This is a genomic window from Vibrio cincinnatiensis (genome assembly GCF_022113815.1).
In the GTDB taxonomy this organism is placed as follows: Bacteria; Pseudomonadota; Gammaproteobacteria; order Enterobacterales; family Vibrionaceae; genus Vibrio; species Vibrio cincinnatiensis_A.
The window spans coordinates 262,443-286,095 of sequence record NZ_SGOM01000004.1 but is presented as its reverse complement, the minus strand read 5'-3'; the positions used below and the strand labels follow the sequence as shown (position 1 = coordinate 286,095).

The 23,653-nt window shown below is 43.8% G+C and carries 21 protein-coding genes; 8 read left to right on the top strand and 13 right to left on the bottom strand.

Features of this window, described 5'->3' with window-relative positions:
* Window positions 1–10: 10 nt before the first annotated feature.
* Window positions 11–3,904 carry a phosphoribosylformylglycinamidine synthase gene (gene purL / locus EXA13_RS07600; RefSeq protein WP_238132634.1) on the bottom strand — a complete coding sequence of 1,298 codons (3,894 nt, stop codon included), beginning with the start codon at window positions 3,902–3,904 and terminating at the stop codon, window positions 11–13.
* A gap of 307 nt (window positions 3,905–4,211) precedes the next feature.
* Here purL and mltF point away from each other — a divergent pair, with 307 nt between their 5' ends.
* On the top strand, window positions 4,212–5,747 hold the full coding sequence (mltF, locus tag EXA13_RS07595) for a membrane-bound lytic murein transglycosylase MltF (RefSeq protein WP_269136892.1): 1,536 nt from the start codon (window positions 4,212–4,214) through the stop codon (window positions 5,745–5,747).
* Window positions 5,748–6,051: 304 nt separating this feature from the next.
* On the top strand, window positions 6,052–6,183 hold the full coding sequence (locus tag EXA13_RS16815; RefSeq protein ID WP_269136891.1) for a hypothetical protein: 132 nt from the start codon (window positions 6,052–6,054) through the stop codon (window positions 6,181–6,183).
* 43 nt (window positions 6,184–6,226) lie between these two features.
* Here EXA13_RS16815 and tadA read toward each other — a convergent pair whose 3' ends face one another.
* Together tadA and EXA13_RS07585 are read right to left on the bottom strand one after the other, a co-directional pair.
* On the bottom strand, window positions 6,227–6,748 hold the full coding sequence (gene tadA / locus EXA13_RS07590; protein ID WP_238132633.1) for a tRNA adenosine(34) deaminase TadA: 522 nt from the start codon (window positions 6,746–6,748) through the stop codon (window positions 6,227–6,229).
* A 52-nt stretch (window positions 6,749–6,800) separates the two neighbouring features.
* A complete protein-coding gene (locus EXA13_RS07585) occupies window positions 6,801–7,673 on the bottom strand; it encodes a LysR family transcriptional regulator (protein WP_238132632.1) in 873 nt (290 codons plus the stop codon).
* Between the two features lie 131 nt (window positions 7,674–7,804).
* Between EXA13_RS07585 and EXA13_RS07580 the strand changes: the two genes are divergently transcribed.
* Together EXA13_RS07580 and fghA are read left to right on the top strand one after the other, a co-directional pair.
* Window positions 7,805–8,935 (top strand): S-(hydroxymethyl)glutathione dehydrogenase/class III alcohol dehydrogenase, encoded by a 1,131-nt coding sequence (locus tag EXA13_RS07580; RefSeq protein ID WP_238132631.1) that lies wholly within the window; start codon window positions 7,805–7,807, stop codon window positions 8,933–8,935.
* Window positions 8,936–8,992: 57 nt separating this feature from the next.
* Window positions 8,993–9,838 (top strand): S-formylglutathione hydrolase, encoded by an 846-nt coding sequence (gene fghA, locus EXA13_RS07575; RefSeq protein ID WP_238104878.1) that lies wholly within the window; start codon window positions 8,993–8,995, stop codon window positions 9,836–9,838.
* Between the two features lie 50 nt (window positions 9,839–9,888).
* Here the strand turns inward: fghA and EXA13_RS07570 are convergent, their stop codons facing one another.
* The 5 genes from EXA13_RS07570 to EXA13_RS07550 all read right to left on the bottom strand — a co-directional run bounded on the left by EXA13_RS07570 (window position 9,889) and on the right by EXA13_RS07550 (window position 14,619).
* Window positions 9,889–11,448 (bottom strand): AbgT family transporter, encoded by a 1,560-nt coding sequence (locus EXA13_RS07570; RefSeq protein WP_238132630.1) that lies wholly within the window; start codon window positions 11,446–11,448, stop codon window positions 9,889–9,891.
* 347 nt (window positions 11,449–11,795) lie between these two features.
* A complete protein-coding gene (locus EXA13_RS07565; protein ID WP_238132629.1) occupies window positions 11,796–12,209 on the bottom strand; it encodes a type IV pilus modification PilV family protein in 414 nt (137 codons plus the stop codon).
* Window positions 12,199–13,524, bottom strand: a complete 1,326-nt coding sequence (locus EXA13_RS07560) for a hypothetical protein (protein ID WP_238132628.1) — start codon at window positions 13,522–13,524, stop codon at window positions 12,199–12,201. Before EXA13_RS07560 ends, EXA13_RS07565 begins: the two co-directional genes overlap by 11 nt.
* Window positions 13,521–14,126: a pilus assembly protein PilW gene (locus tag EXA13_RS07555; protein ID WP_238132627.1), complete on the bottom strand. Its 606-nt coding sequence runs from the start codon at window positions 14,124–14,126 to the stop codon at window positions 13,521–13,523. The genes EXA13_RS07560 and EXA13_RS07555 overlap by 4 nt, the downstream gene beginning before the upstream one ends.
* A complete protein-coding gene (locus EXA13_RS07550) occupies window positions 14,107–14,619 on the bottom strand; it encodes a pilus assembly FimT family protein (RefSeq protein ID WP_238132626.1) in 513 nt (170 codons plus the stop codon). The genes EXA13_RS07555 and EXA13_RS07550 overlap by 20 nt, the downstream gene beginning before the upstream one ends.
* Before the next feature lie 97 nt (window positions 14,620–14,716).
* Here EXA13_RS07550 and EXA13_RS07545 point away from each other — a divergent pair, with 97 nt between their 5' ends.
* Window positions 14,717–15,151 carry a type IV pilin protein gene (locus EXA13_RS07545; protein ID WP_430794475.1) on the top strand — a complete coding sequence of 145 codons (435 nt, stop codon included), beginning with the start codon at window positions 14,717–14,719 and terminating at the stop codon, window positions 15,149–15,151.
* Between the two features lie 74 nt (window positions 15,152–15,225).
* On the opposite strand, the gene dnaJ is transcribed toward EXA13_RS07545, so the two are convergent.
* The 3 genes from dnaJ to grpE all read right to left on the bottom strand — a co-directional run bounded on the left by dnaJ (window position 15,226) and on the right by grpE (window position 19,339).
* A complete protein-coding gene (gene dnaJ, locus EXA13_RS07540) occupies window positions 15,226–16,374 on the bottom strand; it encodes a molecular chaperone DnaJ (protein ID WP_238132624.1) in 1,149 nt (382 codons plus the stop codon).
* A 202-nt stretch (window positions 16,375–16,576) separates the two neighbouring features.
* The gene (gene dnaK / locus EXA13_RS07535) at window positions 16,577–18,481 is read right to left on the bottom strand and encodes a molecular chaperone DnaK (protein ID WP_238132623.1); all 1,905 of its coding nucleotides are present in this window, start codon (window positions 18,479–18,481) and stop codon (window positions 16,577–16,579) included.
* Window positions 18,482–18,730: 249 nt separating this feature from the next.
* Window positions 18,731–19,339, bottom strand: coding sequence for a nucleotide exchange factor GrpE (gene grpE, locus EXA13_RS07530; protein ID WP_238132622.1), 609 nt, complete (start codon window positions 19,337–19,339; stop codon window positions 18,731–18,733).
* A gap of 144 nt (window positions 19,340–19,483) precedes the next feature.
* On the opposite strand from grpE, the gene nadK reads away from it, so the two are divergent.
* The 3 genes from nadK to bamE all read left to right on the top strand — a co-directional run bounded on the left by nadK (window position 19,484) and on the right by bamE (window position 22,654).
* Window positions 19,484–20,368 carry an NAD(+) kinase gene (gene nadK, locus EXA13_RS07525; RefSeq protein WP_238132621.1) on the top strand — a complete coding sequence of 295 codons (885 nt, stop codon included), beginning with the start codon at window positions 19,484–19,486 and terminating at the stop codon, window positions 20,366–20,368.
* Between the two features lie 116 nt (window positions 20,369–20,484).
* Window positions 20,485–22,149, top strand: coding sequence for a DNA repair protein RecN (gene recN / locus EXA13_RS07520; RefSeq protein WP_238132620.1), 1,665 nt, complete (start codon window positions 20,485–20,487; stop codon window positions 22,147–22,149).
* A 145-nt stretch (window positions 22,150–22,294) separates the two neighbouring features.
* Entirely contained in the window at window positions 22,295–22,654 is a 360-nt protein-coding gene (gene bamE, locus EXA13_RS07515) for an outer membrane protein assembly factor BamE (RefSeq protein WP_238132619.1), read from the top strand.
* 149 nt (window positions 22,655–22,803) lie between these two features.
* On the opposite strand, the gene EXA13_RS07510 is transcribed toward bamE, so the two are convergent.
* Together EXA13_RS07510 and EXA13_RS07505 are read right to left on the bottom strand one after the other, a co-directional pair.
* Window positions 22,804–23,121 (bottom strand): RnfH family protein, encoded by a 318-nt coding sequence (locus EXA13_RS07510; protein WP_238132618.1) that lies wholly within the window; start codon window positions 23,119–23,121, stop codon window positions 22,804–22,806.
* Complete coding sequence (locus tag EXA13_RS07505; protein ID WP_238132617.1) at window positions 23,118–23,552, bottom strand: SRPBCC family protein; 435 nt, start codon at window positions 23,550–23,552, stop codon at window positions 23,118–23,120. Before EXA13_RS07505 ends, EXA13_RS07510 begins: the two co-directional genes overlap by 4 nt.
* Between the last annotated feature and the right edge of the window lie 101 nt (window positions 23,553–23,653).

Sequence of the window (23,653 nt, the reverse complement as noted above, 5' to 3'; positions counted from 1 at the left end):
CCCTCATCCATTACCCTAAATATTTACGGGCATTTTGGAACATACGCATCCAAGCGCCATTTTCACCCCAGTTATCAGGATGCCATGAGTTGGCAACGGTGCGGAACACTCGTTCAGGGTGCGGCATCATGATGGTGACTCGACCATCTTGCGTGGTTAAGCCAGTAATCGCATTTGGTGAACCGTTCGGGTTATTCGGGTACTGTTGAGTCGGCTGACCTAAGTTATCGACAAAACGTACCGCAACCGTACCAGACTGTTCAATAGCGGCTAAATGCGCATCATCACGAACTTCCACACGACCTTCGCCATGAGAAACCGCAATCGGCATGCGAGAGCCCACCATATCCGCAAAGAATAATGAATCAGATTTTTGCACTTCCACTAAGCTAAAGCGAGCTTCAAACCGTTCTGATTCATTACGTACAAACCGTGGCCATAAATCTGCACCGGGAATTAACTCTTTTAAGTTAGAGAGCATCTGACAACCATTACACACACCGAGTGAGAAGGTATCTTGACGATTAAAAAACCCTTCAAACTGATCACGCGCTTGTGCATTGAACAACACCGATTTTGCCCATCCTTCACCGGCTCCTAACACGTCGCCATAAGAGAAGCCACCACAAGCCACCAGACCTTGATACTCATCCAATACCGCTTGACCTGTTAAAATATCACTCATATGTACATCGACGGCATGAAAGCCAGCGCGATCAAAGGCGGCCGCCATTTCAACATGAGAGTTAACCCCTTGCTCACGCAAAATGGCCATTTTAGGTTTTATCCCTTTCGCAATATAAGGTGCAGCAATGTCTTGGTTCACATCAAAAGGGAGTGAGACGTTCAAACCAGGGTCATTATTCTCTTGTTTAGCGAAAAATTCTTGATCAGCACAAGCAGGGTTATCACGCAGCGCTTGCATCTTATGCGTCGTTTCTGCCCAGATAGTCCGTAATTCAGTTCGAGAACGATCAATCAAGGTTTGAATACCTTGGTTAATCACAAACTTATCAGAGCATTCAACTGCACCAATCACATGTGAGCAGTCGGCTAATCCATACTCAGCCAGAACAGAAAGTACATCATTCAGTCCATCACTCTTCACTTGGATAACCGCGCCTAGCTCCTCATTGAATAACGCCGCAAGCGCATCGTCTCCCAAAGCTTCAATGTTAGCGGTGATTCCACAATGCCCAGCAAAGGCCATTTCAGCTAGCGTCACCAATAAACCGCCATCCCCTTTATCATGATAAGCGAGTAGTTGCTGGGTACGAACGAGGGTTTGCATCGCATCAAAGAATCCTTTGAGCTGCTCAGCGTTATCCACATCAGCAGGTTTATCACCAAGCTGCTTATAGACTTGTGCTAATGCCGTAGCCCCCAGACGATTTTTACCATTACCTAAATCAATCAGCAGCAAGCGACTATCACCTTGATCGGTTCTAAGCTGTGGCGTTACGGTATTGCGCACATCTTCAACACGAGCAAAAGCGGTGATGATCAATGAAAGGGGCGAGGTCACCTCTTTTTGCTCACCATTTTCTTGCCACTTGGTCTTCATCGACATGGAGTCTTTACCAACCGGAATGGTTAACCCTAGCGCAGGACACAGCTCTTCGCCTACCGCTTTAACCGCTTCATAAAGACCGGCATCTTCACCGGGGTGACCCGCTGGCGACATCCAGTTAGCCGAGAGTTTAATGTGTTTAATATCCCCGATATCGGTCGAGGCAATGTTAGTTAGCGACTCACCGACCGCTAAACGAGCCGAAGCACCAAAATCAAGCAAAGCAACAGGCGTACGCTCACCCATTGACATGGCTTCGCCATGATAAGTATCGAAACTGGCTGCGGTTACCGCGCAGTTTGCCACTGGAATTTGCCATGGTCCCACCATTTGGTCACGAGCCACCAAACCAGTCACAGAACGGTCACCAATGGTAATTAAGAACGTTTTTTCCGCTACGGCAGGTAAACGCAGTACACGATCCAGTGCTTCATTTACTTCAATGCCACGGCGGTCAAGTGCAGGACTAACGGCTTTCTGAGTCACCGCATCACGGTACATTTTCGGTGGTTTACCCAATAAAATGTCCATTGGCATATCAATCGGTGTATTGTCGAAGTGGCTGTCTTCCAGCGTCAAATGACGCGTTTCAGTGGCTTCGCCCACCACAGCATAAGGAGCACGTTCACGTCGACATATCGCATCAAACACCGGCATATTTTCAGGAGCCACCGCCATCACATAACGCTCTTGTGACTCATTACACCAGATTTCCAGCGGGCTCATGCCGGGTTCATCATTCGGTACGTCACGCAGTTGGAAAACACCACCACGATCACCATCATTGACTAATTCAGGCAGCGCATTTGAAATACCACCAGCGCCCACATCATGAATAAAGGCGATAGGGTTAGCATCACCCATTTGCCAACAGCGGTCGATCACTTCTTGACAACGACGTTCCATTTCTGGGTTTTCACGTTGAACGGAGGCAAAATCGAGATCTTCGGCTGACTGACCTGAAGCCATGGATGAGGCAGCACCACCACCAAGACCAATGTTCATCGCAGGTCCACCCAACACAATCAGTTTCGCACCGACAGGGATCTCTTTTTTCTGCACATGCTCATCACGGATATTTCCCATCCCGCCAGCGATCATGATCGGCTTGTGATAACCACGCACCTCTTCCCCTGCATGCGAAATCACTTTTTCTTCATAAGTACGGAAATATCCTAATAAGTTCGGGCGACCAAATTCGTTGTTAAATGCGGCGCCGCCTAGCGGACCTTCAATCATGATATCCAAAGCCGTAACAATTCGGCTTGGCTTGCCAAAATCACTCTCCCATGGTTGAACAAACTCAGGAATACGTAAGTTAGAAACGGTAAACCCAACCAGACCAGCTTTCGGCTTACCACCAATTCCGGTTGCGCCTTCGTCACGAATTTCACCACCAGAACCCGTTGCCGCTCCCGGCCAAGGTGAGATCGCTGTTGGGTGGTTATGGGTTTCCACCTTCATTAAGATATGCGCATCTTCATGGTGGTAAGCATACTGCCGAGAATTAGGATCAGGGAAGAAGCGACCAACCTTTGAACCCGTCATGACTGCAGCGTTATCTTTATAAGCAGAAAGCACATGATCGGGTGTGACTTCGAAAGTATTTTTAATCATCTTGAACAGAGATTTCGGCTGCTCAACCCCATCAATAGTCCAATCAGCATTGAAAATTTTGTGGCGGCAGTGTTCTGAGTTTGCCTGAGCAAACATCATCAACTCAATATCATTCGGATTACGCCCTAACTTAGTAAAGCTTTCCACCAAATAATCAATTTCATCTTCAGCTAACGCCAAGCCAAGGGAAACGTTTGCCTCTTCAAGTGCAACACGACCACCGGTTAAGATATCGACTTGAGACATAGGAGCCGGTTCAGCCACACTGAACAAAGCAGCCGCCGCATCCAGTTCAGTAAACACCGTTTCCATCATTCGATCATGGAGAAGCGATTGCAGCGCTGCCTGCTGTAATTCAGATAAAGTGCTTTCGCTTTCTACATAGTAAGCGGTTCCTCGCTCAAGGCGTTTTACTTGGGCTAAGCCACAGTTATGAGCAATATCGGTCGCTTTAGAAGACCAAGGAGAAATAGTACCCGGACGAGGAGTAACGAGAAGAAGCAAGCCTTGGGGCTGGTGTTCTTGAATAGTGGGACCGTAAGTCAAAAGCTTCTCTAGCTTACTCAGCTCAGGAGCCTCTAACTCTGCTTTTAGATCAGCAAAATGCATAAACTCAGCATAGATGCCAGTCACAGGTAGGTTTTGTTCACGACATGTTTCAAGCAGTTTTTGAACTCGAAACTCAGAAAGAGCTGGGGAGCCACGCAAAATTCTCATGTGCTTAGGTCTCTATATACAAGTGATTAAGATGGAATTGGCATAAGTTTAATAAATTACAATAAGTTAACGGTATTTTATAAAGCGTATGCCAATGTCACCTCGTCATTGCGTGGGCATTATAGAGGATTTCTTTTTGTGACGTAACACCAAAAGCAACCGTTTGCGTCATTTTTTTGCTTAAATTTGAGTTATTGCGCATTCCGCTCTCTTTAATTACGGGTCCAGCAAAGAATAAAGTCTAAACTTTGCCTTGGCGCTGGGGTTTGATATAAAGGCAGTACTTGATGTAAGAGAACTCGAATTAATGACCGTATTTCCTTTCGCGTCTTTCAGTCGCACCTTATTTCTCATTTGTTTGGCACTCTTGATGACGGGTTGTCAGATTGATTCCGAACCTCAAAGTGAGTTGGAACAAATTCGCGCTCGTGGTGTACTCCGAGTTGGAACGCTCAATAATCAGTTGTCTTACTACATTGGTCCTGAAGGCCCATCAGGGCTTGATTATGAACTCGCCCGTGAATTTGCCCGTGAATTAGGGGTTCGGTTAGAGATGAAACCCGCTTACCGCCTCTCTAGCCTTTTTCCCGCTCTAAAAAATGGCGAAATAGATATTATCGCAGCAGGGTTAAGCCAATCTGAATCTCGTTTAAAAGATTACCGCGCTGGGCCTGCTTACTACTATGTTTCTCAGCAAGTGGTGTACAAACCCGGTCAATGGCGTCCTCGAAACATTGAGCAATTACTGGCAAAACAAGAGGAATTACTGGCACAAAATGATCAGCACCCCATATTTAAGATTGTCAACGACACCCATTTCACCAGTACACTTGCAGCAATTAAAGCCTTAAATCCTGAGTTTCAATATCAGATTGATAATAATGCCGATGTCAGTGAGCTACTTAAACAGGTCTCGAAGGGGGAATTACTCTTTACGATGGCAGACTCCGTGGAAGTGTCTCTATCACAGCGTATCTATCCAGACATTGCCACTGCTTTCGAAATGACGGAGGACCAACCCATTTCTTGGTTTATGCGCCGTTCTGATGATGAAAGCCTTTATGCATTAATGATTGAATTTTTTGGTAATCTGAAACAGTCCGGCATGCTGGCTTCACTCGAAGAAAAATACATCGGTCATGTCGGTAATTTTGACTACGTTGATACCCGAGCATTTATCCGAGCTTTAGAAACTCGCTTACCGAAATGGGTCCCTCTATTTCAAAAATATTCGGAAGAATTTGACTGGCGACTGATTGCGGCAGTGGCCTATCAAGAATCACATTGGAACCCAAATGCTAAATCGCCGACGGGTGTCCGTGGAATGATGATGCTGACACTACCAACCGCCCGAAGCGTGGGGGTAACCAACCGCCTGAATGCAGAACAATCGGTACGAGGAGGCGTTGAATATTTACGCCGAATGGTAGCCCGGATTCCTGACAGTGTCCCACAACATGAAAAAATTTGGTTTGCACTTGCCTCCTATAACGTAGGCTACGGACATATGATGGATGCACGTCGTCTAACCCGTCAACAAGGGGGATCACCAGATGCATGGTCGGATGTTAAAGATCGCTTACCACTTTTACGTCAGAAAAAATTCTTTACTCAAACTCGTTATGGTTATGCTCGTGGCGATGAGGCCCGAACTTATGTAGAAAATATCCGACGTTATTACCAAAGTATTATTGGTCATATGGAGCAGCATCCTAACACCAGCTTAGAGTCTGGAACTGATGATCTCATTGTGATTACCGTTGCCGAAGAAACGACCAATAATGATAACCCAGTAGAAGAGCCAGATAGCCCTGTTCCAGATAATGAGATACATAACGAATAGAACGGCGTATGGCTCAGGGTAAATATCCACGCTTTTATAGCTGATATTTACCCGATTCTCCCCCCTTGATTTTTATTGCTAAAAATCATACATATTCAGATATAGTGTTCATTCATAGTGTGAGCACGATCGCTTGTCAAAAATAAAAAACCAGTGAAAATCAACTGCAATAAAACATTGATAAGCTTTTGTTCTTGGTTCCTTACATACATGACTTCAACCCCATTCACGATGACACAACATCATAAAGGCAGAGGTATCTGGGTAAGGTTGTTTTTATTTATCAGTAGTAGGAGGGGGTTTTATGCTACGACGTAAACGTCAATCAAAACTCTTTAATAAAGCCGTATCAGCCAACCGTCGCCGACGTATGCTGGCCAATACAAAGAAGAAAGTGTTGGCTCGTCATCGAGCATTTGTTCAGTTAGCCGACTGACATAAAAAGCAAACATCTACGCCATTAGGTGTTTGCTTACCACCTAACTTCCCTTTATTGGTTTCTGTTGCTCTTTTCTTGCTTTAATTTCTTTTCTTCGCCGTTTGAAAAAAGCCTGTAGCTGCTCTCGACACTCTTCTTCCAATAATCCTTTTTCAATACAGGCATAATGATATGCCGCTTGGCTGGCAAAAAGATCAAGTACTGTCCCAGCCGCCCCCGCTTTGAGATCCGGCGCACCATAGACGATTCGCTTCACTCTGCTATGCAGTAAGGCCCCTGCACACATAGGGCAAGGCTCTAAAGTTACATACAAAGTGGTATCGAGAAGCCGGTAATTTTGTAATACCAGCCCCGCTTGGCGAATCACTTGAATTTCTGCATGAGCGGTTGCATCATGGTGGCCAATTGAGCGGTTCCAACCTTCAGCGATCACTTCGCCATCTTTAACTAACACCGCTCCAACAGGGACTTCGCCTTCCTCTTCTGCTTTTTTAGCCAGTTGCATGGCCCGATGCATAAATGCATGATCTTGGGGAGAAAAGCTATAGTGTGAATCTGTCATAATCGCCTCTTAAATTCATTGAGCGAGAGTATACCGACAAGATTACCGTAGGTTAAGACGGTAAATGCAGTGCGAAGTGATCGACCAACAATCGAACCTTAGTGGATAAATGTCGATTTTGTGGATAAATTGCCCACACACCTTCTCGATCATCTCGATAATCAGCGAGCACTTCGATCAAACGCCCATTCGCTAAATAATCTTCCACGTAGTAATCTGGTAATTGTGCTAGCCCCATCCCTTTTAAAGCAGCATCCAGCAATACAATACCACTGCTACAACGCACTCGCCCCTTTACCCGTACTTCACGAGACTGAGACGCTTCTTTAAAACGCCAATGATCATAAGTCCCCACCAAACAATGATGCTCGATTAACTCCGATAAGCGGGTTGGGCGTTTGAATTGTGAAAAATAGGACTCACTAGCACAAACATGCAACTGGCGATGATTCAGTTTACGAGCCATAAAACTAGAGTCTTCTAGTTTGCCTAACCTCACGGCTAAATCGATGCCTTGTTCAATTAAGTCCAACTTTCGATTGGTTAAAATCAGTTCTAACTCTAATTGAGGATAAAGTAATAAAAAATCATGCAATAACGGTGCAATTTTCTGCTCTCCATACGTGACCGGAGCTGTCACTTTGATTTTACCGCTTGGAGAATGTTGCATCTGAGTCACGGCTTGCTCCGCTTGTTGTAGCCCATCAACCAACACTCTACATTGCTGGTAATAAACGCCCCCAGCTTCAGTTAAAGAAACTTTGCGAGTGGTTCTGACTAATAACTTAACGCCTAAACGTTCTTCTAGCTGCAATACTCGGCGGCTAATATTAGCAATAGAAGTCGATAGACGCTGCGCTGCGAGCGTAAAACTTCCCGCCTCAGCAACCGCCACAAATTCACTCACACCTTCCCAACTCGCCATAACCCCTCATTATTACTTATTTGTAAAAGTCATTCTCATTTTGCCCCAATTATCTCTGATAGAGAAAGAACTATACTAACAACCTGACAAATAAAACCCTGCTCTCCTAACTTATCGGTAAGGAATACACCATGTCACTAGATAAATTTATTAAATCTCGCGCCGCTGTTGCTTGGGGCCCGAATCAACCACTCAGTATTGAAGAAGTGGATGTCATGCTTCCTCGTCAAGGTGAAGTTCTAGTCCGAATTCTCGCCTCAGGCGTCTGCCATACGGATGCCTTTACGCTCTCAGGTGAAGATCCGGAAGGTGTCTTTCCGACCATTCTCGGCCATGAAGGTGGTGGTGTGGTCGAAATGGTCGGCGAAGGAGTGACTAGCGTCGAAGTCGGAGATCATGTTATTCCCCTTTACACCGCAGAATGTGGTGAATGTAAGTTCTGCTTATCGGGCAAAACCAATTTATGCCAAGCAGTACGAACCACACAAGGCAAAGGGCTAATGCCAGATGGCACCACTCGTTTCTATAAAGATGGCCAGCCAATTTATCACTATATGGGATGTTCTACTTTTTCTGAATATACCGTTCTTCCTGAAATTTCATTGGCAAAAGTGAATAAAGAAGCCCCGTTAGAAGAGGTGTGTTTACTTGGCTGCGGCGTGACCACGGGCATGGGGGCAGTAATGAATACGGCCAAGGTCAAAAAAGGCGATACAGTCGCTATTTTTGGACTCGGTGGTATCGGACTTTCCGCCATTATTGGCGCTCGTATGGTCGGTGCCAGCCGAATTATTGGTATTGATATCAATGAAAAAAAGTTTTCGTTAGCCAAACAGCTAGGAGCGACCGATTGTCTCAACCCTCAACAGTTTGATAAGCCGATTCAGGATGTAATCATCGAGATGACCGATGGTGGCGTTGATTTTTCTTTTGAATGTATCGGAAATGTCAATGTGATGCGCCAAGCACTGGAGTGTTGTCATAAAGGATGGGGAGAGTCCGTTATTATTGGTGTCGCTGGGGCCGGACAGGAAATTTCGACACGTCCCTTCCAGTTAGTGACTGGTCGAGTATGGCGAGGCAGTGCTTTTGGTGGTGTAAAAGGTCGCTCACAACTTCCTGGCATTGTTGAGCAATACTTAGCCGGCGAATTTGGCCTACAAGAGTTTATTACGCATACCATGTCACTGGATAAAATCAATGATGCGTTTGATCTCATGCATTCTGGTGACAGTATTCGTTCTGTTATTCATTTTAAATAACCGTCTCCTATTTCATATCAACGCTAGCGGGCAATAAGCCCGCTACAGGAGTAAAGAATGAGCCTTACCCTTCTTAGTCAGGCAAAAGTCTGTTCTGGCTGGCATCAACAGTATCAGCACTACTCACCATCCCTCAACTGTGACATGCGTTTTGCTATTTTTCTCCCACCGCACGCTTCCTCGCTCCGCCCCGTGCCAGTTCTCTATTGGTTATCAGGTTTAACCTGTACCGATGAAAATTTTATGCAAAAAGCGGCTGCTTTTCGCAAAGCCGCTCAACTTGGTATCGCTATTGTGGCACCCGATACTAGCCCAAGGGGGGAATCTGTCGCAGATGCACCTGATGGCGCTTATGATTTAGGGCTTGGTGCAGGCTTTTATCTCAATGCAACTCAATCCCCTTGGAAAGCCCATTATCAAATGTATAGCTACATTGTTGATGAGTTACCATCCCTGATAGAGCAACACTTTCCTGTCACCCAAGAAAGAGCCATCAGTGGGCACAGTATGGGGGGGCATGGCGCACTCACGATTGGCATAAAAAACCCGCATCGTTATAGCTCCATTTCAGCATTTAGCCCGATCTGCCATCCAATATCGGTACCTTGGGGACAAAAAGCCTTCCGTCATTATTTAGGTGAAGACACCTCAAATTGGTTATCATATGATGCGGTGGAGCTATTAAAAAGCCAGAAAACAACGCTTCCTATCTTGATTGACCAAGGTGAAGCCGATCCTTTCTTAAAGGAGCAACTTCAGCCCGATACTTTTCAGCACATTGCAAAACAGCACGCGTTGCCTGTGACACTACGAATGCACCCAGAATACGATCACAGCTACTTCTTTATTCAAAGTTTCATAGATGATCATCTAGAATTTCATGCTCATTATTTTTCGCTCTAATTCGTTGTTCACTAATTAAAAAAGCCCGTAAAAACGGGCTTTTTATAACTTTACAGTGAATAGATATACGGGGCTTGGATACCTAATGGAATGCCAAGGGCCCAATAAATCAGTAGGAAAATGGTCCAGCCAATCAACATCGCAATCGAATACGGCATCATCAATGAGGCTAACGTACCAATCCCCGTCCCTTTTACATAACGCTGACAATAAACCACGACCAGAGGGAAGAACACCATAAGGGGAGAAATGATATTTGAGACAGAGTCTCCAACACGATAAGCCGCTTGAGACAGTTCAGGCGAAATGCCAACCGCCATCAACATAGGAACCAAAATAGGGCCAATGAGTGCCCATTTTGCTGAAGCAGAGCCCACCAATAGGTTAACCATCGCCGTTAATAAGATCATGCCAACAATGGTCGCTTGCCCCGGTAAATTGAGTGCTTTCAACCCTTCTGCACCATATAAAGCCAGCATTGTGCCTATATTTGAATGACTAAATGCAGACAAAAACTGAGCACAGAAGAAAGACATTACAATATAGGCTCCCATGGTCGACATGGTCGAAGACATGGCTTTGATAACATCATTACTATTACGGAAATTCCCCGTTACACGGCCATAAACAATACCGGGGATAATAAAAAGCACAAAGATAAGCGGCACAATCGATTTCATAATGGGGGCTGAAAATGCCGTAAGTTCGCCTTCCGGTGAACGTAATGCCGATGTTTCAGGCCATAAAGCGGCAACCAACAGTGCAATCCCAAGTAACATAGCTCCGCCTGCATAGCGAAAAGCTTTTGACTCAGCAGCAGAAAATGACCCGAGATCCGGGGCTGTTTCTGCATCGTCATCCACTGGAATTTGACTTAACCGTGGTTCGATCACTTTTTCTGTCACATACCAGCCGATAGCCACAATGATAATTGAGGAAAGACCCGTAAAGAAAATATTGGCTAAAGGGTTAACTTGATAAGCTTGATCCAAAACTTGAGCCGAGGTTTGAGTAAACCCCGCTAAAAGAGGGTCAATTCCCGATGGAATAAAGTTAGCAGAAAAGCCCCCCGATACCCCAGCAAAAGCCGCAGCAATACCAGCAAGAGGATGACGCCCAGCCGCATGGAAAATAATCCCCCCAAGAGGGATAACTAATACATATCCGGCATCGGCAGCAGTATGAGAGACGATCGCAACTAAGATCAACATCGGTGTCAGCAATCGAGCTGGAGTAAAGTTAAGCATTTTTTTCAATCCAGTCGTAATAAAACCAGATGAATCAGCTACGCCAACCCCAAGCATCGCAACCAGAACAATCCCTAATGGAGCAAAACTGGTAAACGTTGTGACCATATTAGCTAAAAAGTTTGCCAGTGCCGTCCCCGTTAATAGGTTTGTCACCTGTAGTGCCTCCCCCGTTCTAGGGTTCACTAAATCAAATGTCACATGAGAAAGTAATGCAGAAGAAAGCCAAACAATGACAAGAGCCCAAAAGAATAGAATAGCAGGATCAGGAATCTTATTTCCGACCCGTTCAATTACGTTTAAAAAACCATCAATACGGCTAGGTTTACCTGATGGTGATAAATTTACGGCTTGGTTACTCATAAGTAACTCCTAATTAGATGTTGTTGCTGTAGGCCTTGTTATAACTATCCTGACGGCCTTGAATTATTGATGTCTCTTCCTTGTCTATTGCTGAGACTTTTTTATAGCAGATTGAGTTATTCAGATATTCTATAAAATAACCAATAAACAAGCATAATGTTTCAATTCACTAGAAACATCCAGAGACACATTTCAAATCAATGAGATAATATAGCAACAAAGGTAATGCAACTCACCCTCAAATCAAGAACAAACCGATAACTAAACCACAAAATGGGCATGGTTTTGTGGGGTAAAAATGGGCGACAGACATCAATAAGATAAAAAACCAATACATTGAGGAAAAATCAATCAAACTCACTATATTGAGATATCATCGTTTTAAATTCAATGTGTTGTTTTTTTCCGTGGCGATCAGACCAAGAAGCGGTTATCAAGACCGTCTTCAATGCACCTGATAATTCAATCGAAGGGATCTCCCATTGCAAGGTATAAATAGGGTGGCTTGTATCTTCGCCCGCCACGAGGTCATCAGTATAGTCCGCAACCGGAGATGTTGATACCGCGCTTGATGCACCACGTGTACGAAACCACTCCAGTTTTTGCTCTGCGAGGTTCAGTGCCTGAATACTATGCATTGCAAAATCGGCTCTTTGCTCAATATAAGCTTGTAGTTTGACAAGCCCCAACGCGCCAACGCCGATCAAAACAAATGAAATCATTACTTCAATTAAGCTAAATCCAGACTGTTTATTGCGCATACCATGATCCCTGCTGCCATTTGAACTTACGAATTTTACGCAATGGAATATCAATGGCATCTCGATTAAACAAAAAATCCATCGCAGAGGTAAATACAGCATAGGTTTCGGGAGCATCCATCACATACCCTCCCGTTGGATAAAAAGCGCCATTTTGGAAGTATGCGGTATTGTCGACAGAGACATTCGGCAAGGGTAAGCTTTCATGATCAACCGTCCCTTTTAATTGATCCGCTTGGTCTGTATTTAAACTGTTCCATAATGCCGTACTAGGGGTAAATTCCGGCGTTCCATCCGAGGCGTTAGAAATAAAGTGATAAATCATCCCTTTAAAGGTTAAGGCGCCTTTCGTCGAGAACAGGCCATTATGCACCATCAAAATAACCCCATCTAATCCGCTCGCTGAGCTAATTGCCTGACCAATATCGGTTAAATCGCTCTCCCCCAGATGGCAACTACCATAGATCCAAATGAGGTCTTGGCCCGCTTGTATTTGGTTCACGATTTTGCTACCACAATGAGAAACCACCGCTGGTGGGGGTAAGTTGTGCTGGTTAAATAACATCTTTCCATTGTTATCAACCAAGTTACTTGCCGAGATTTTACTAAACTGACTATCGGACATGATTTTGAACCAATCTTGACGATTTTCACCAAATAAGTCTTCAAACGGTGTCTGATCAACATCCTGAATAAAATCCTTCTTCAAAGTACTTGGCATCGCATAATTCACACTCGTATTGGTCACATAATCTGAATCACAAGATTGACCACTAGGAAATCCGGCATAAGGCGGATGAGTATCACTCAACCCCTTATTTTGGATCGTTCCGTTGGCTAAAAAATCTTGACTGTAGCGCAACATGGTACAAGCCCACTGATTATCACCCAAGTTGTGCCCAGGGTCGGCTAACATCGATAACCCCCCAGAAAAATATAAATTTGAAGTAGCTCTGAGCACACCTGAAGCTGCTGCCGGATACGTAATGGTTTTCTGAACTCGACTAAAACCATATTGTGCCGTCACATTGCGTTGATTTCGTGTTGGCTGTGTATAGTGATAAGTAATAAGGCCCAGTGGATTACATTCGGCATAATGGCTTTCTTCTGGTAAGGTTTTCGTGGCTTTCGTTAAGCTAAAAACACACTCAAGCCCACCTTCTGCAACCCAATATTGTTGACGAGCTTTCACTTCATTCTGGGCTCGCTTAATTTGATAAAACAACGTTTTATATGACCCAAGTGTGATGACCAAAGCGACTGAAAGTAACACAGAGGTAATCAGTAATGTTGCAACACCTTGTTGATGCTTCATTGCCAGTTCCTTTGCATAAGACGTAAGTTCATATTCTGAGATACAGAGGGAGTCTTAACTAAAGCGGCCGACAAATAAATCGAGATCACGCCACTTTGTACGCTCTCACCGGATACCGATTCATGCTGGACGGAAAACCGAGTGACTTTGATCTGCTTTGGATCAAAAAGATTAAAACACTTAGTTTCAGCTGAAGTCGTTGATAATGGTTGAAAACTATTATTTTGGCAGTATTTAAGGCTACTGTTATCTAAGCGATAAACCGTATTGCTCACACTGGCACTCACAGCCATCGGGTTTTGGTACACATAACCTATCTGCTCAGGTTCAACAAAAAGAAGGTGAGTAGCCCCAGAGAGTTTGATCGAGTGATTATCCAAATAATTATAGCCAGCACGCAACACATCACTTTTCATTTGGTGTAACACCACACTCATTTGTTGGAGTAACATAATCTCTTTACTACGTTGGAGTGAAGCTTTCTGATTGGATAAAAACAGACTGCCAATCATTCCTAGAGCAATCGCTCCAACCAAACTGGCAATCATAAATTCAATCAAACTACTGCCTAATTGCTTATTTTTAGCACCCAGCAAAACCATAGCTTTCCCCAGAGATTCCACAAACTTTAATGCGACCGGCTCGATTATGGATAATCACTTTAATGCCATCGCTATCTTGAAAATGCTTCTTCAGCGTAAGGCTTCCTGCCTGAGCCGGATTTCCCATGACATGATCAAATTTCACCGAGTTAATTGAATCGGTATGGTCTATAAACAAATTTCGATAACGTTCACCAGACAATACTGCAATGATCTCCGGTGAATTCGCTGCTGGCAAAGCCGAGGAAGAAGATAACATCAACCGCCACTCTCCGGTTGTCGATGGCATTCCTTCAATATGTACCCATAAATTTTGACTACGAAACACCGATTCAGACTTAGCTTGAATAAAAAAACCTTGCAGCTCATTCGCCAGTGAGATCATCTTCGTCTGCTGGTTCATTTGCGTGAAATTCGGCGCAGCAAAAGCAAGCATTACGGCCAGAACACTGACGGTTATAAGAAGTTCTAATAAGGTAAAGCCGCGAGCCATTTCCCAAAATCCTTTGCAAACAGTGAGATAAAACTGAATCAACTTGCTTTGATGCTAACAGCTACTAACAATAGGAAAAGACAGGTTAACGGAACGAATGGACATGATTCGAACAAATAGGTGCAACAAATCGACCAAATTCTCTCAGGGTATGACGTTGATCGAATTAATGATCGCCGTAGTCATCATTGGAGTCCTTTCGGGTATGGCTTACCCAGCCTACACCCAATACGTCAAAGAAGCTCATCGCAACCAAGCAATGGCGGATATGGCAAAAATACAACTCTATTTAGAAGAACATTATGATTTAGGCTACTCAATCAATGGCATTATTTCTGGGTCTCGCTGTCTATTGTGTGATTCTGACCCAAATCGCTACACCCTAGCAGTAGAAGTCAGTAGTGCAAGTTACACCATTTCAGCCACTCCCATCGCAAATAAAGGCCAAAGCACGGATGAATGTCGAGGCCACCGTTATACCAAGCTTGAACTAAAAAGTACTGGAGAGAGAACCCCGACTTCGTGTTGGTAGCTTTTGGTAGAAACAGAAAGCCCCAACCTTAGGTGAAGCTAAGATTGGGGCTTATATATTTGAGCGCTAATAGATTAGCTAGTTAAATCATCAAAAAACTTCTTCACACCATTGAAGAAACCTTCAGACTTTGGCTTGTGCTTATTGGCTGCCTCACCACCACATGACTCTTCCAACTCACGCAGTAGCTCTTTTTGTCGAGCACTCAGTTTTACTGGTGTTTCAACAACCAACTTGACGATCAAGTCACCGACAGCACCACCACGAACACTTTTGACCCCTTTACCACGCATACGGAACATACGCCCAGTCTGTGTTTCTTCAGGCACTTTCAGGTTAACTCGGCCATCAAGCGTAGGAACTTCAACTTCCCCACCTAATGCCGCCATCGCAAAGCTCACCGGAACTTCACAGTACAGATTATTACCGTCACGCTCAAAGATATGGTGCTCTTTTACATGCACTTGTACATATAAATCACCGGCTGGAGCTCCCATTTCCCCCGCTTCACCTTCATTGGCTAGACGAATACGATCCCCAGTATCGACACCCGCAGGGATTTTGACATTCAGGGTTTTGCTCTTCTGCTTACGGCCTTGCCCATGACAAACATTGCATGGGTCTTTAATGATCTTACCTTTACCATGACAAGTTGGACAGGTTTGCTGAACCGCGAAGAAACCTTGTCGCATCTGAACCTGACCATGACCATGACAGGTCGGACACGTTTCAGGAGTAGTGCCTTTTTTCGCACCAGAGCCGTCACAACTGTCACAATGCACCAGTGTTGGGACTTCAATTTCTTTGCTACAACCTCGAACAGCCTCTTCAAGGGTAAGTTCCATATTGTAACGTAAGTCAGAGCCACGTTGAGGGCGAGGTGAGCCGCCGCCACGGCGTCCTCCTCCAAAAATATCACCGAAGACATCACCAAAGATATCGCCAAAATCAGCCCCGCCGCCACTAAAGCCGCCACCGCCAAAACCACCCGCCCCTTGCTCAAAGGCTCGGTGACCATATTGATCATAAGCGGCTTTTTTCTGCGGATCGGTCAGAATTTCATACGCTTCTTTTACTTCTTTAAACTTATCCGCAGCACTGGCATCACCCGGATTACGGTCTGGGTGGAATTTCATCGCTAGGCGCTTATAGGCCTTTTTAATATCGCGCTCTGAGGCATCACGGCTAACGCCTAATACTTCGTAAAAATCACGTTTTGACATGTTTTAAGTCACCAATTGTTACTGCAAACGGACTGACCGCTTGGTGGTTGTATCGATATAGATAAAGGCTTTAGGCTTGTCCTTTATCTTTATAGACACAAGAATAATGACAAACTTACGGGCGTAAGAGTTACCCCAAACGCCCGCAAGCAAGACAATCTAGACTCCCGTTAGCCACGAGGGCTAACGGGGCTAAAAACGATTATTTTTTATCGTCTTTGACTTCTTCAAACTCAGCATCCACCACATCGTCTTGTGCTGATTGCTGTTCAGCATTCGCACCTTGTGCTTGAGCTTGTTGTTGAGCGATTTCCATCAATTTTTGTGCGGCCGTCATTAGAGCTTGAACTTTAGCGTCGATTTCGGCTTTATCTTCACCTTTCTTCGCTGTTTCTAATTCACTAATCGCAGCTTCAATTTTCTCTTTCTCATCAGCAGGCAGTGCATCACCCGCTTCTTCTATCTGTTTACGCGTTGCGTGAATCATTTGGTCCGCTTGGTTACGTACGGTCGCTAACTCTTCGAACTTTTTGTCCGCTTCTTTGTTTGCTTCCGCTTCTTGAACCATTTTTTCGATTTCTTCATCACTCAAACCACCAGAAGCTTGGATAGTGATGTTTTGTTCTTTACCCGTTTGTTTATCTTTAGCGGACACATGCAAGATACCATCGGCATCCAAGTCAAATGTCACTTCGATTTGAGGCATACCACGTGGAGCAGCATTAATGCCTTCAAGGTTAAATTGACCAAGAGACTTGTTATACATCGCTTGCTTACGTTCACCTTGTAAAACATGGATGGTTACCGCGCTTTGGTTATCTTCTGCTGTTGAGAACACTTGATTTGCTTTGGTTGGAATCGTAGTGTTTTTCTCAATCAGTTTAGTCATTACGCCGCCCATGGTCTCAATACCTAGAGACAGTGGCGTTACGTCAAGTAGTAGAACGTCTTTCACATCACCCGCTAGAACGCCACCTTGAACAGCAGCCCCTACGGCAACTGCTTCATCAGGGTTTACATCTTTACGTGCTTCTTTACCAAAGAACTCTGCCACTTTCTTTTGAACCAGAGGCATACGAGTTTGGCCACCAACAAGAATAACGTCTGTAATGTCATTAACGGACAAATCAGCATCGGCTAGCGCCACTTTCAATGGATCTAGAGAACGTTGTACTAAATCTTCAACCAACGACTCTAACTTAGCACGAGTCACTTTAATGTTCATGTGCTTAGGACCCGTTGCATCTGCCGTAATGTAAGGCAGGTTTACATCGGTTTGCTGTGCTGAAGAAAGCTCGATTTTCGCTTTCTCTGCCGCTTCTTTTAGGCGTTGCATAGCAAGTGGGTCATTTTTCAGGTTGATCCCTTGCTCTTTATTAAATTCGTCAACCAAGTAGTTGATCATGCGGTTGTCAAAGTCTTCACCACCCAAGTGAGTGTCACCATTGGTAGCCAGAACTTCAAACGTTTTTTCGCCTTCAACTTCATCAATTTCGATGATAGAAATATCAAACGTACCACCACCGAGGTCATAAACCGCGATAACGCGATCGCCGCCTTGTTTATCAAGACCATAAGCCAGAGCAGCTGCCGTTGGTTCGTTGATAATACGTTTAACTTCAAGACCAGCGATACGGCCAGCATCTTTAGTTGCTTGACGCTGAGCATCGTTAAAGTAAGCAGGAACAGTAATAACAGCACCTGTTACTTTTTCACCAAGGTAATCTTCTGCTGTTTTCTTCATTTTTTTCAAAATTTCAGCAGAAACTTGAGGTGCGGCCATTTTTTGACCTTTCGCTTCAACCCAAGCATCACCGTTGTCTGCACGAACGATTTTGTACGGCATGATTTCAATATCACGCTGAACTTCTTCGTCTTCAAAACGACGACCAATCAAACGTTTAATGGCAAATAATGTATTTTCAGGGTTGGTTACAGCTTGACGTTTTGCTGGTTGACCAACGAGTGTTTCACCATCTGTATAAGCAATAACAGAAGGGGTGGTGCGCTCACCCTCAGCATTTTCAATAACGCGAGGTTTGTCACCGTCTAGTACGGCTACACATGAGTTAGTAGTACCTAAGTCAATACCAATGATTTTACCCATCAGGCTATCTCCGAAATAATTCTATATGTTCGTTTTGCTGTATATCCCTAATGTGGGGATGGAGAACTGGGTTTCAACCCCATTCACAAACAAAAACGTGGATGTTTGTTTCTCGTATGCCCCTTAGATAGGGGCAAAGAACCTCTTTTCAAGGGGAAAGTAAAAAAATTTTTGAATTTTATAATAAAAAGCGAAGCCTTAATTGACCTCGCTTCTTTTTAATAAATAGCCCCCTCTCACGATGAAGGCTTATTTAGCCACCATCACCATCGCAGGACGAACCACACGACCATTCAGTTCATACCCTTTTTGCATGACGAACATCACTGTATTCGATTCGTGATCTGGGCTTTCTTGAATGGACATCGCCTGATGATATTCAGGGTTAAAGGTTTCACCTTCAGGGTTAATTACGCTTACCCCAAATTTTGCTACGGCATCAACAAAGGTTTTATGGGTCAGCTCAACCCCTTCTAAAAAGGGTTTAATCACTTCGTTTTCATTATCAGCCGCTTGGATAGCACGCTCTAAGTTATCCAACACTGGCAATAATTCTTCAACGAAACGTCCTAAGGCGTATTTACGAGCTTTATCAATTTCTTGCTCAGAACGGCGACGCATATTCTCGACATCAGCACGAGCACGAAGCACGCCTTCTTGCTGTTCTTTAATCCGAGCTTCACTAGCCAGCAAAGCCGCTTCTAATTGAGCAATCTTACTTTCTTGCTCATCTAACTCTTCTGGTTCAACGTCTTGATTCCAATCGATATCTTCATCACTGCCGACGACATCCGCTTCCACTTCTACCGCTTCTTGCTGCAGATCTTCCTCTTTGATTTTATTTTCTTCGTTGCTCATGATATCTCCAGAATTCTCATCACAATTGTGTTTAAGAATCAAATTCTCTTCGTTTCCTGACACAAAAATTCGCATAAAAGCGTAACTTGCCTTTATTATGGGGATGAAGAATTCTGATTCAAGCCTAATTCGGTTGGAAAGCGTATGAAAAATCCATTTGACGTGATCGCTATCATTGGGAAACCAAGAGATCAACAAGCTATTCAAACACATAAGGAGATTTATCTCTGGCTTACTGCGATCGGAAAGTCTGTTTTTATTGATGATCGTTTACGTGAAATTCTAACCGATATCCCTCAAGAACATTTTGCTAGCCTCATTGAATTAGGGAATAAAGCCGATTTGGCCATTGTCGTAGGTGGTGATGGGAATATGTTGGGGGCTGCACGTGTACTTTCCCGTTTCGATATCTCCGTCATCGGTGTTAATCGCGGTAACTTAGGCTTTTTAACCGACCTCAACCCTGACAACTTCCAAAACGAGTTAGGCAGTGTACTGGATGGGCATTATTTGCAAGAAACCCGTTTTTTGCTTGAAGCTGAAATCCATCGTCACGGACAAATCAAAAGTCATAATTCAGCCCTGAATGAAGCTGTTTTACACCCGGGTAAAATCGCTCATATGATTGAATTTGAAGTCTACATTGATAACAATTTTGCTTTTTCTCAACGTTCAGATGGCTTAATTATTTCCACCCCGACGGGTTCGACGGCATACTCCCTATCAGGAGGAGGACCAATTTTATCCCCCAGCTTAAATGCAATCACCTTGGTTCCTATGTTTCCTCACACCCTCTCTTCTCGACCTATCGTGGTCGATAGCGAACGTCGCATAAAATTAGTGGTGTCGCCCGATAACCGAGGAACACAAGAAGTCAGCTGTGATGGGCAAGTCTCTTTACCGGTTTCACCGGGTGATGAAGTTCATATTTACCAAAGTACTAATGTGTTAAAGCTGATCCACCCACAAGACTACAGTTATTACCATGTTCTGCGTAATAAGCTCGGGTGGTCCAGCAAGTTGTTTTGAAAAACCTCACACTCCATCATACAGCGTAAAAATTTTCACCTAGATAACTTTACTGTATAAAGAAACAGTATATACTGTTTCTTTATACAGTATTGTTAAATTGTACAGGTGCTAAAATGCTGGCTCATTTAAGTGTAAATAACTTTGCGATTGTCAAATCTCTTCAACTTGAACTCTCAAAAGGAATGACGACCATTACCGGCGAAACTGGAGCGGGTAAATCCATCGCTATTGATGCTCTTAGCTTGTGTCTTGGTGGCCGAGCCGAAGCCAGTATGGTTCGCCAAAATGAAGAGAAAACCGAAGTGAGTGCCGCTTTTCTGCTTGATAATAACCTGCACGCCACTCGCTGGTTAGAAGATAATGATTTACTTGATGGGCAAGAATGTATTTTGCGTCGCATAATCAATAAAGATGGACGATCCAGAGCGTTTATTAATGGCAGCCCCGTCCCTCTTTCCCAATTAAAATCACTCGGACAACGACTTATTAATATTCATGGGCAGCACGCTCATCAGCAATTAATGAAACCTGAACAACAACTGGCCATGCTGGACCAATATGCAGGCCACCATGACCTTTTAAAACAAACGCGCCTCGCTTATCAACATTGGCGTCAAGCTCATAACCGCTTAAAACAATTACAAGAAAATAGCCAACAAAATCAAGCTCAGCTCCAATTGCTGGAATATCAAATTAAAGAGCTGAATGAATTGGCGATCGGTGAAGATGAATTTCTCGAATTAGAACAAGAGCATAAACGTTTAGCCAACAGCGGCGATCTCGCCATCAGTTGCCAAAAAGCCATCAACTTGCTTTATGAAGGTGAGGAAGTCAACGTACTCAACTTACTTCAATCCATCAGCCAAACGGTGATTGAACTAGCCGAAATGGATAGTCAATTAGCTAGCATTCCCACCATGCTGAGTGATGCTGTAATTCAGCTAGAAGAAGCCAATAATGAACTACGTACTTACCTTGATAATATTGATGTTGATCCAGAACGAATGGCCTATGTAGAAGAGCGCTATTCACGAGTACTTTCATTAGCACGTAAGCATCATGTACTTCCTGAAGATCTTTATGCACATCATCAAACTTTATTACAACACATTGCTCAACTCGATAGCTCAGAAGAAAAAATACAAGAGCAAGAAGAAGCGGTAACTCATTACTATCAAACATTCTTAAGCTGTGCAGAAAAGTTGCATAAATCTCGCTGCCGCTATGCGAAAGAATTGAATAAATTGATTAGCTTGAGCATGCATGAGCTCAGTATGGAAAAAGCCCAATTTAAAATTAATGTAAATCAGCAAAATGGTCAGCCATCCCCACTGGGATTTGATGATGTCACTTTCTTCGTTTCAACAAACCCAGGCCAGCCCTTACAACCCATTGCCAAAGTTGCTTCCGGTGGAGAACTCTCACGGATTTCCCTTGCCATTCAAGTTATTACTGCGCAGAAAGTAGAAACACCTAGCCTAATCTTTGATGAAGTCGATGTAGGTATTTCGGGACCAACAGCCGCTGTTGTGGGAAAAATGCTACGAAAATTAGGGGAATCCACTCAGGTACTCTGCGTCACCCACCTCCCTCAAGTTGCGGGCTGCGGACATCATCAACTTTTTGTGGCAAAACAAACCAAAGCCGGTAAGACAGAAACACAAATGATAAAATTAGATATCGACCAACGAATCACAGAACTGGCTCGCTTGCTCGGTGGCAGCCAAATAACAGAATCAACACTCGCTAACGCAAAAGAGTTACTGGTTGCTGCTTAAAAATTCATCGTTTAAAAGAATCTTTGCAACCTAATTCAAAATTCGTAGTCTTAATAGGCTCTGAGCTGAGTGAAGTTTTTACATCTGCTCAGAGCTTGTTTATTATCAACCTAGTTTTAACTCTTACTGGCAGTAGAATTTTAATATGCAGTTAACCAAGTGGCTTGTTGCCATCCCCCTCGCAGTCACATTGTTATCTGGCTGCTCTGTACTTGAACGATTGGTATACCGAATTGATATAAATCAAGGCAATTATGTTGAACAACAAGCCGTAGAACAATTGAAATTTGGCATGACCAAAGAACAAGTCCGTTTCGTTCTTGGTTCACCAATGCTCATTGAAAATGGTTACCCGAATACTTGGTATTACATCTACCACCATACACCAGGGCATAACCCATCCATTCAGAAGAATTTGATCGTTGATTTCAATGATTCCGGAACATTAGTAACCATTTCGGGAGATTTTCAACAAAGTGATGCATTCTTTGAAGGTCTAAACTAAAGAGCGTTCATTTATCTAGGCTCGAGTAGAGCCTAATCAGCATTTGAATTGACTACTGCCTATAAAAGAGAACTCGTCACTTACCATATTTAATCATCTAAACCTTCCCCGATCATGCCTGTTTATCATCATCGGGGATCGCGTATTCATCACTTTGTTGTATGATTTTTCTCGGCTTTGGCTTGCTCTGCACGCTTGCGGCGAATCTCTTTCGGGTCAGCTAATAAAGGGCGATAGATTTCAATTCGATCATGATCTCGCACCGTAGCATCAAGTTTTACATTACGACTAAAAATACCCACTTTATTTTTAGCCAAATCAATCTCTGGAAATGCTTGTAAAATGCCTGACTCTCGAATGATCTCTTCCACGGTCATAGACGAATTCACCACTAAAGTAATCACACGCTGATCATGAGGTAACGCATACACTACCTCAACGTGTATCATTTCTGATTCAATACTCATAACGTATATACCTGCTTGGCTCGCTTAGTGAAAGCATTCACCATATTACTCGTCAATTCATTGAAAACTTTTCCAAAGGCAAGCTCAATCATTTTACTGGAAAATTCAAACTCCAGTTTCAATTCAACCTTACACGCTTGTTCATCCAACGGAGTAAAATACCATCCACCTCGTAAAGTCTGAAATGGACCATCAACTAAATTCATAATAATTGATTGACCGTGATTCAGATGGTTTTCCGTTGTAAAAGTTTTACTGATTCCCGCTTTCGCAACATCGACAGAAGCTACCATTTTATCAGGAGCGGATTCCAGCACTCGCGTTCCAGAACAGCCGGGCAAAAAATCTGGATAACTTTCTACATCATTAACTAAATGAAACATTTGCTCTGCACTAAAAGCAACTAGAGCAGAACGACTCACTTGCTTCATTGTTATCCCCTTTATAAACCCTAAACCACGCTTGCGGCTGATTGTACGTTTATCCCTAGTACACCTCAAGTTGAGAACCGCTATCATAGTGTAATTAAGAG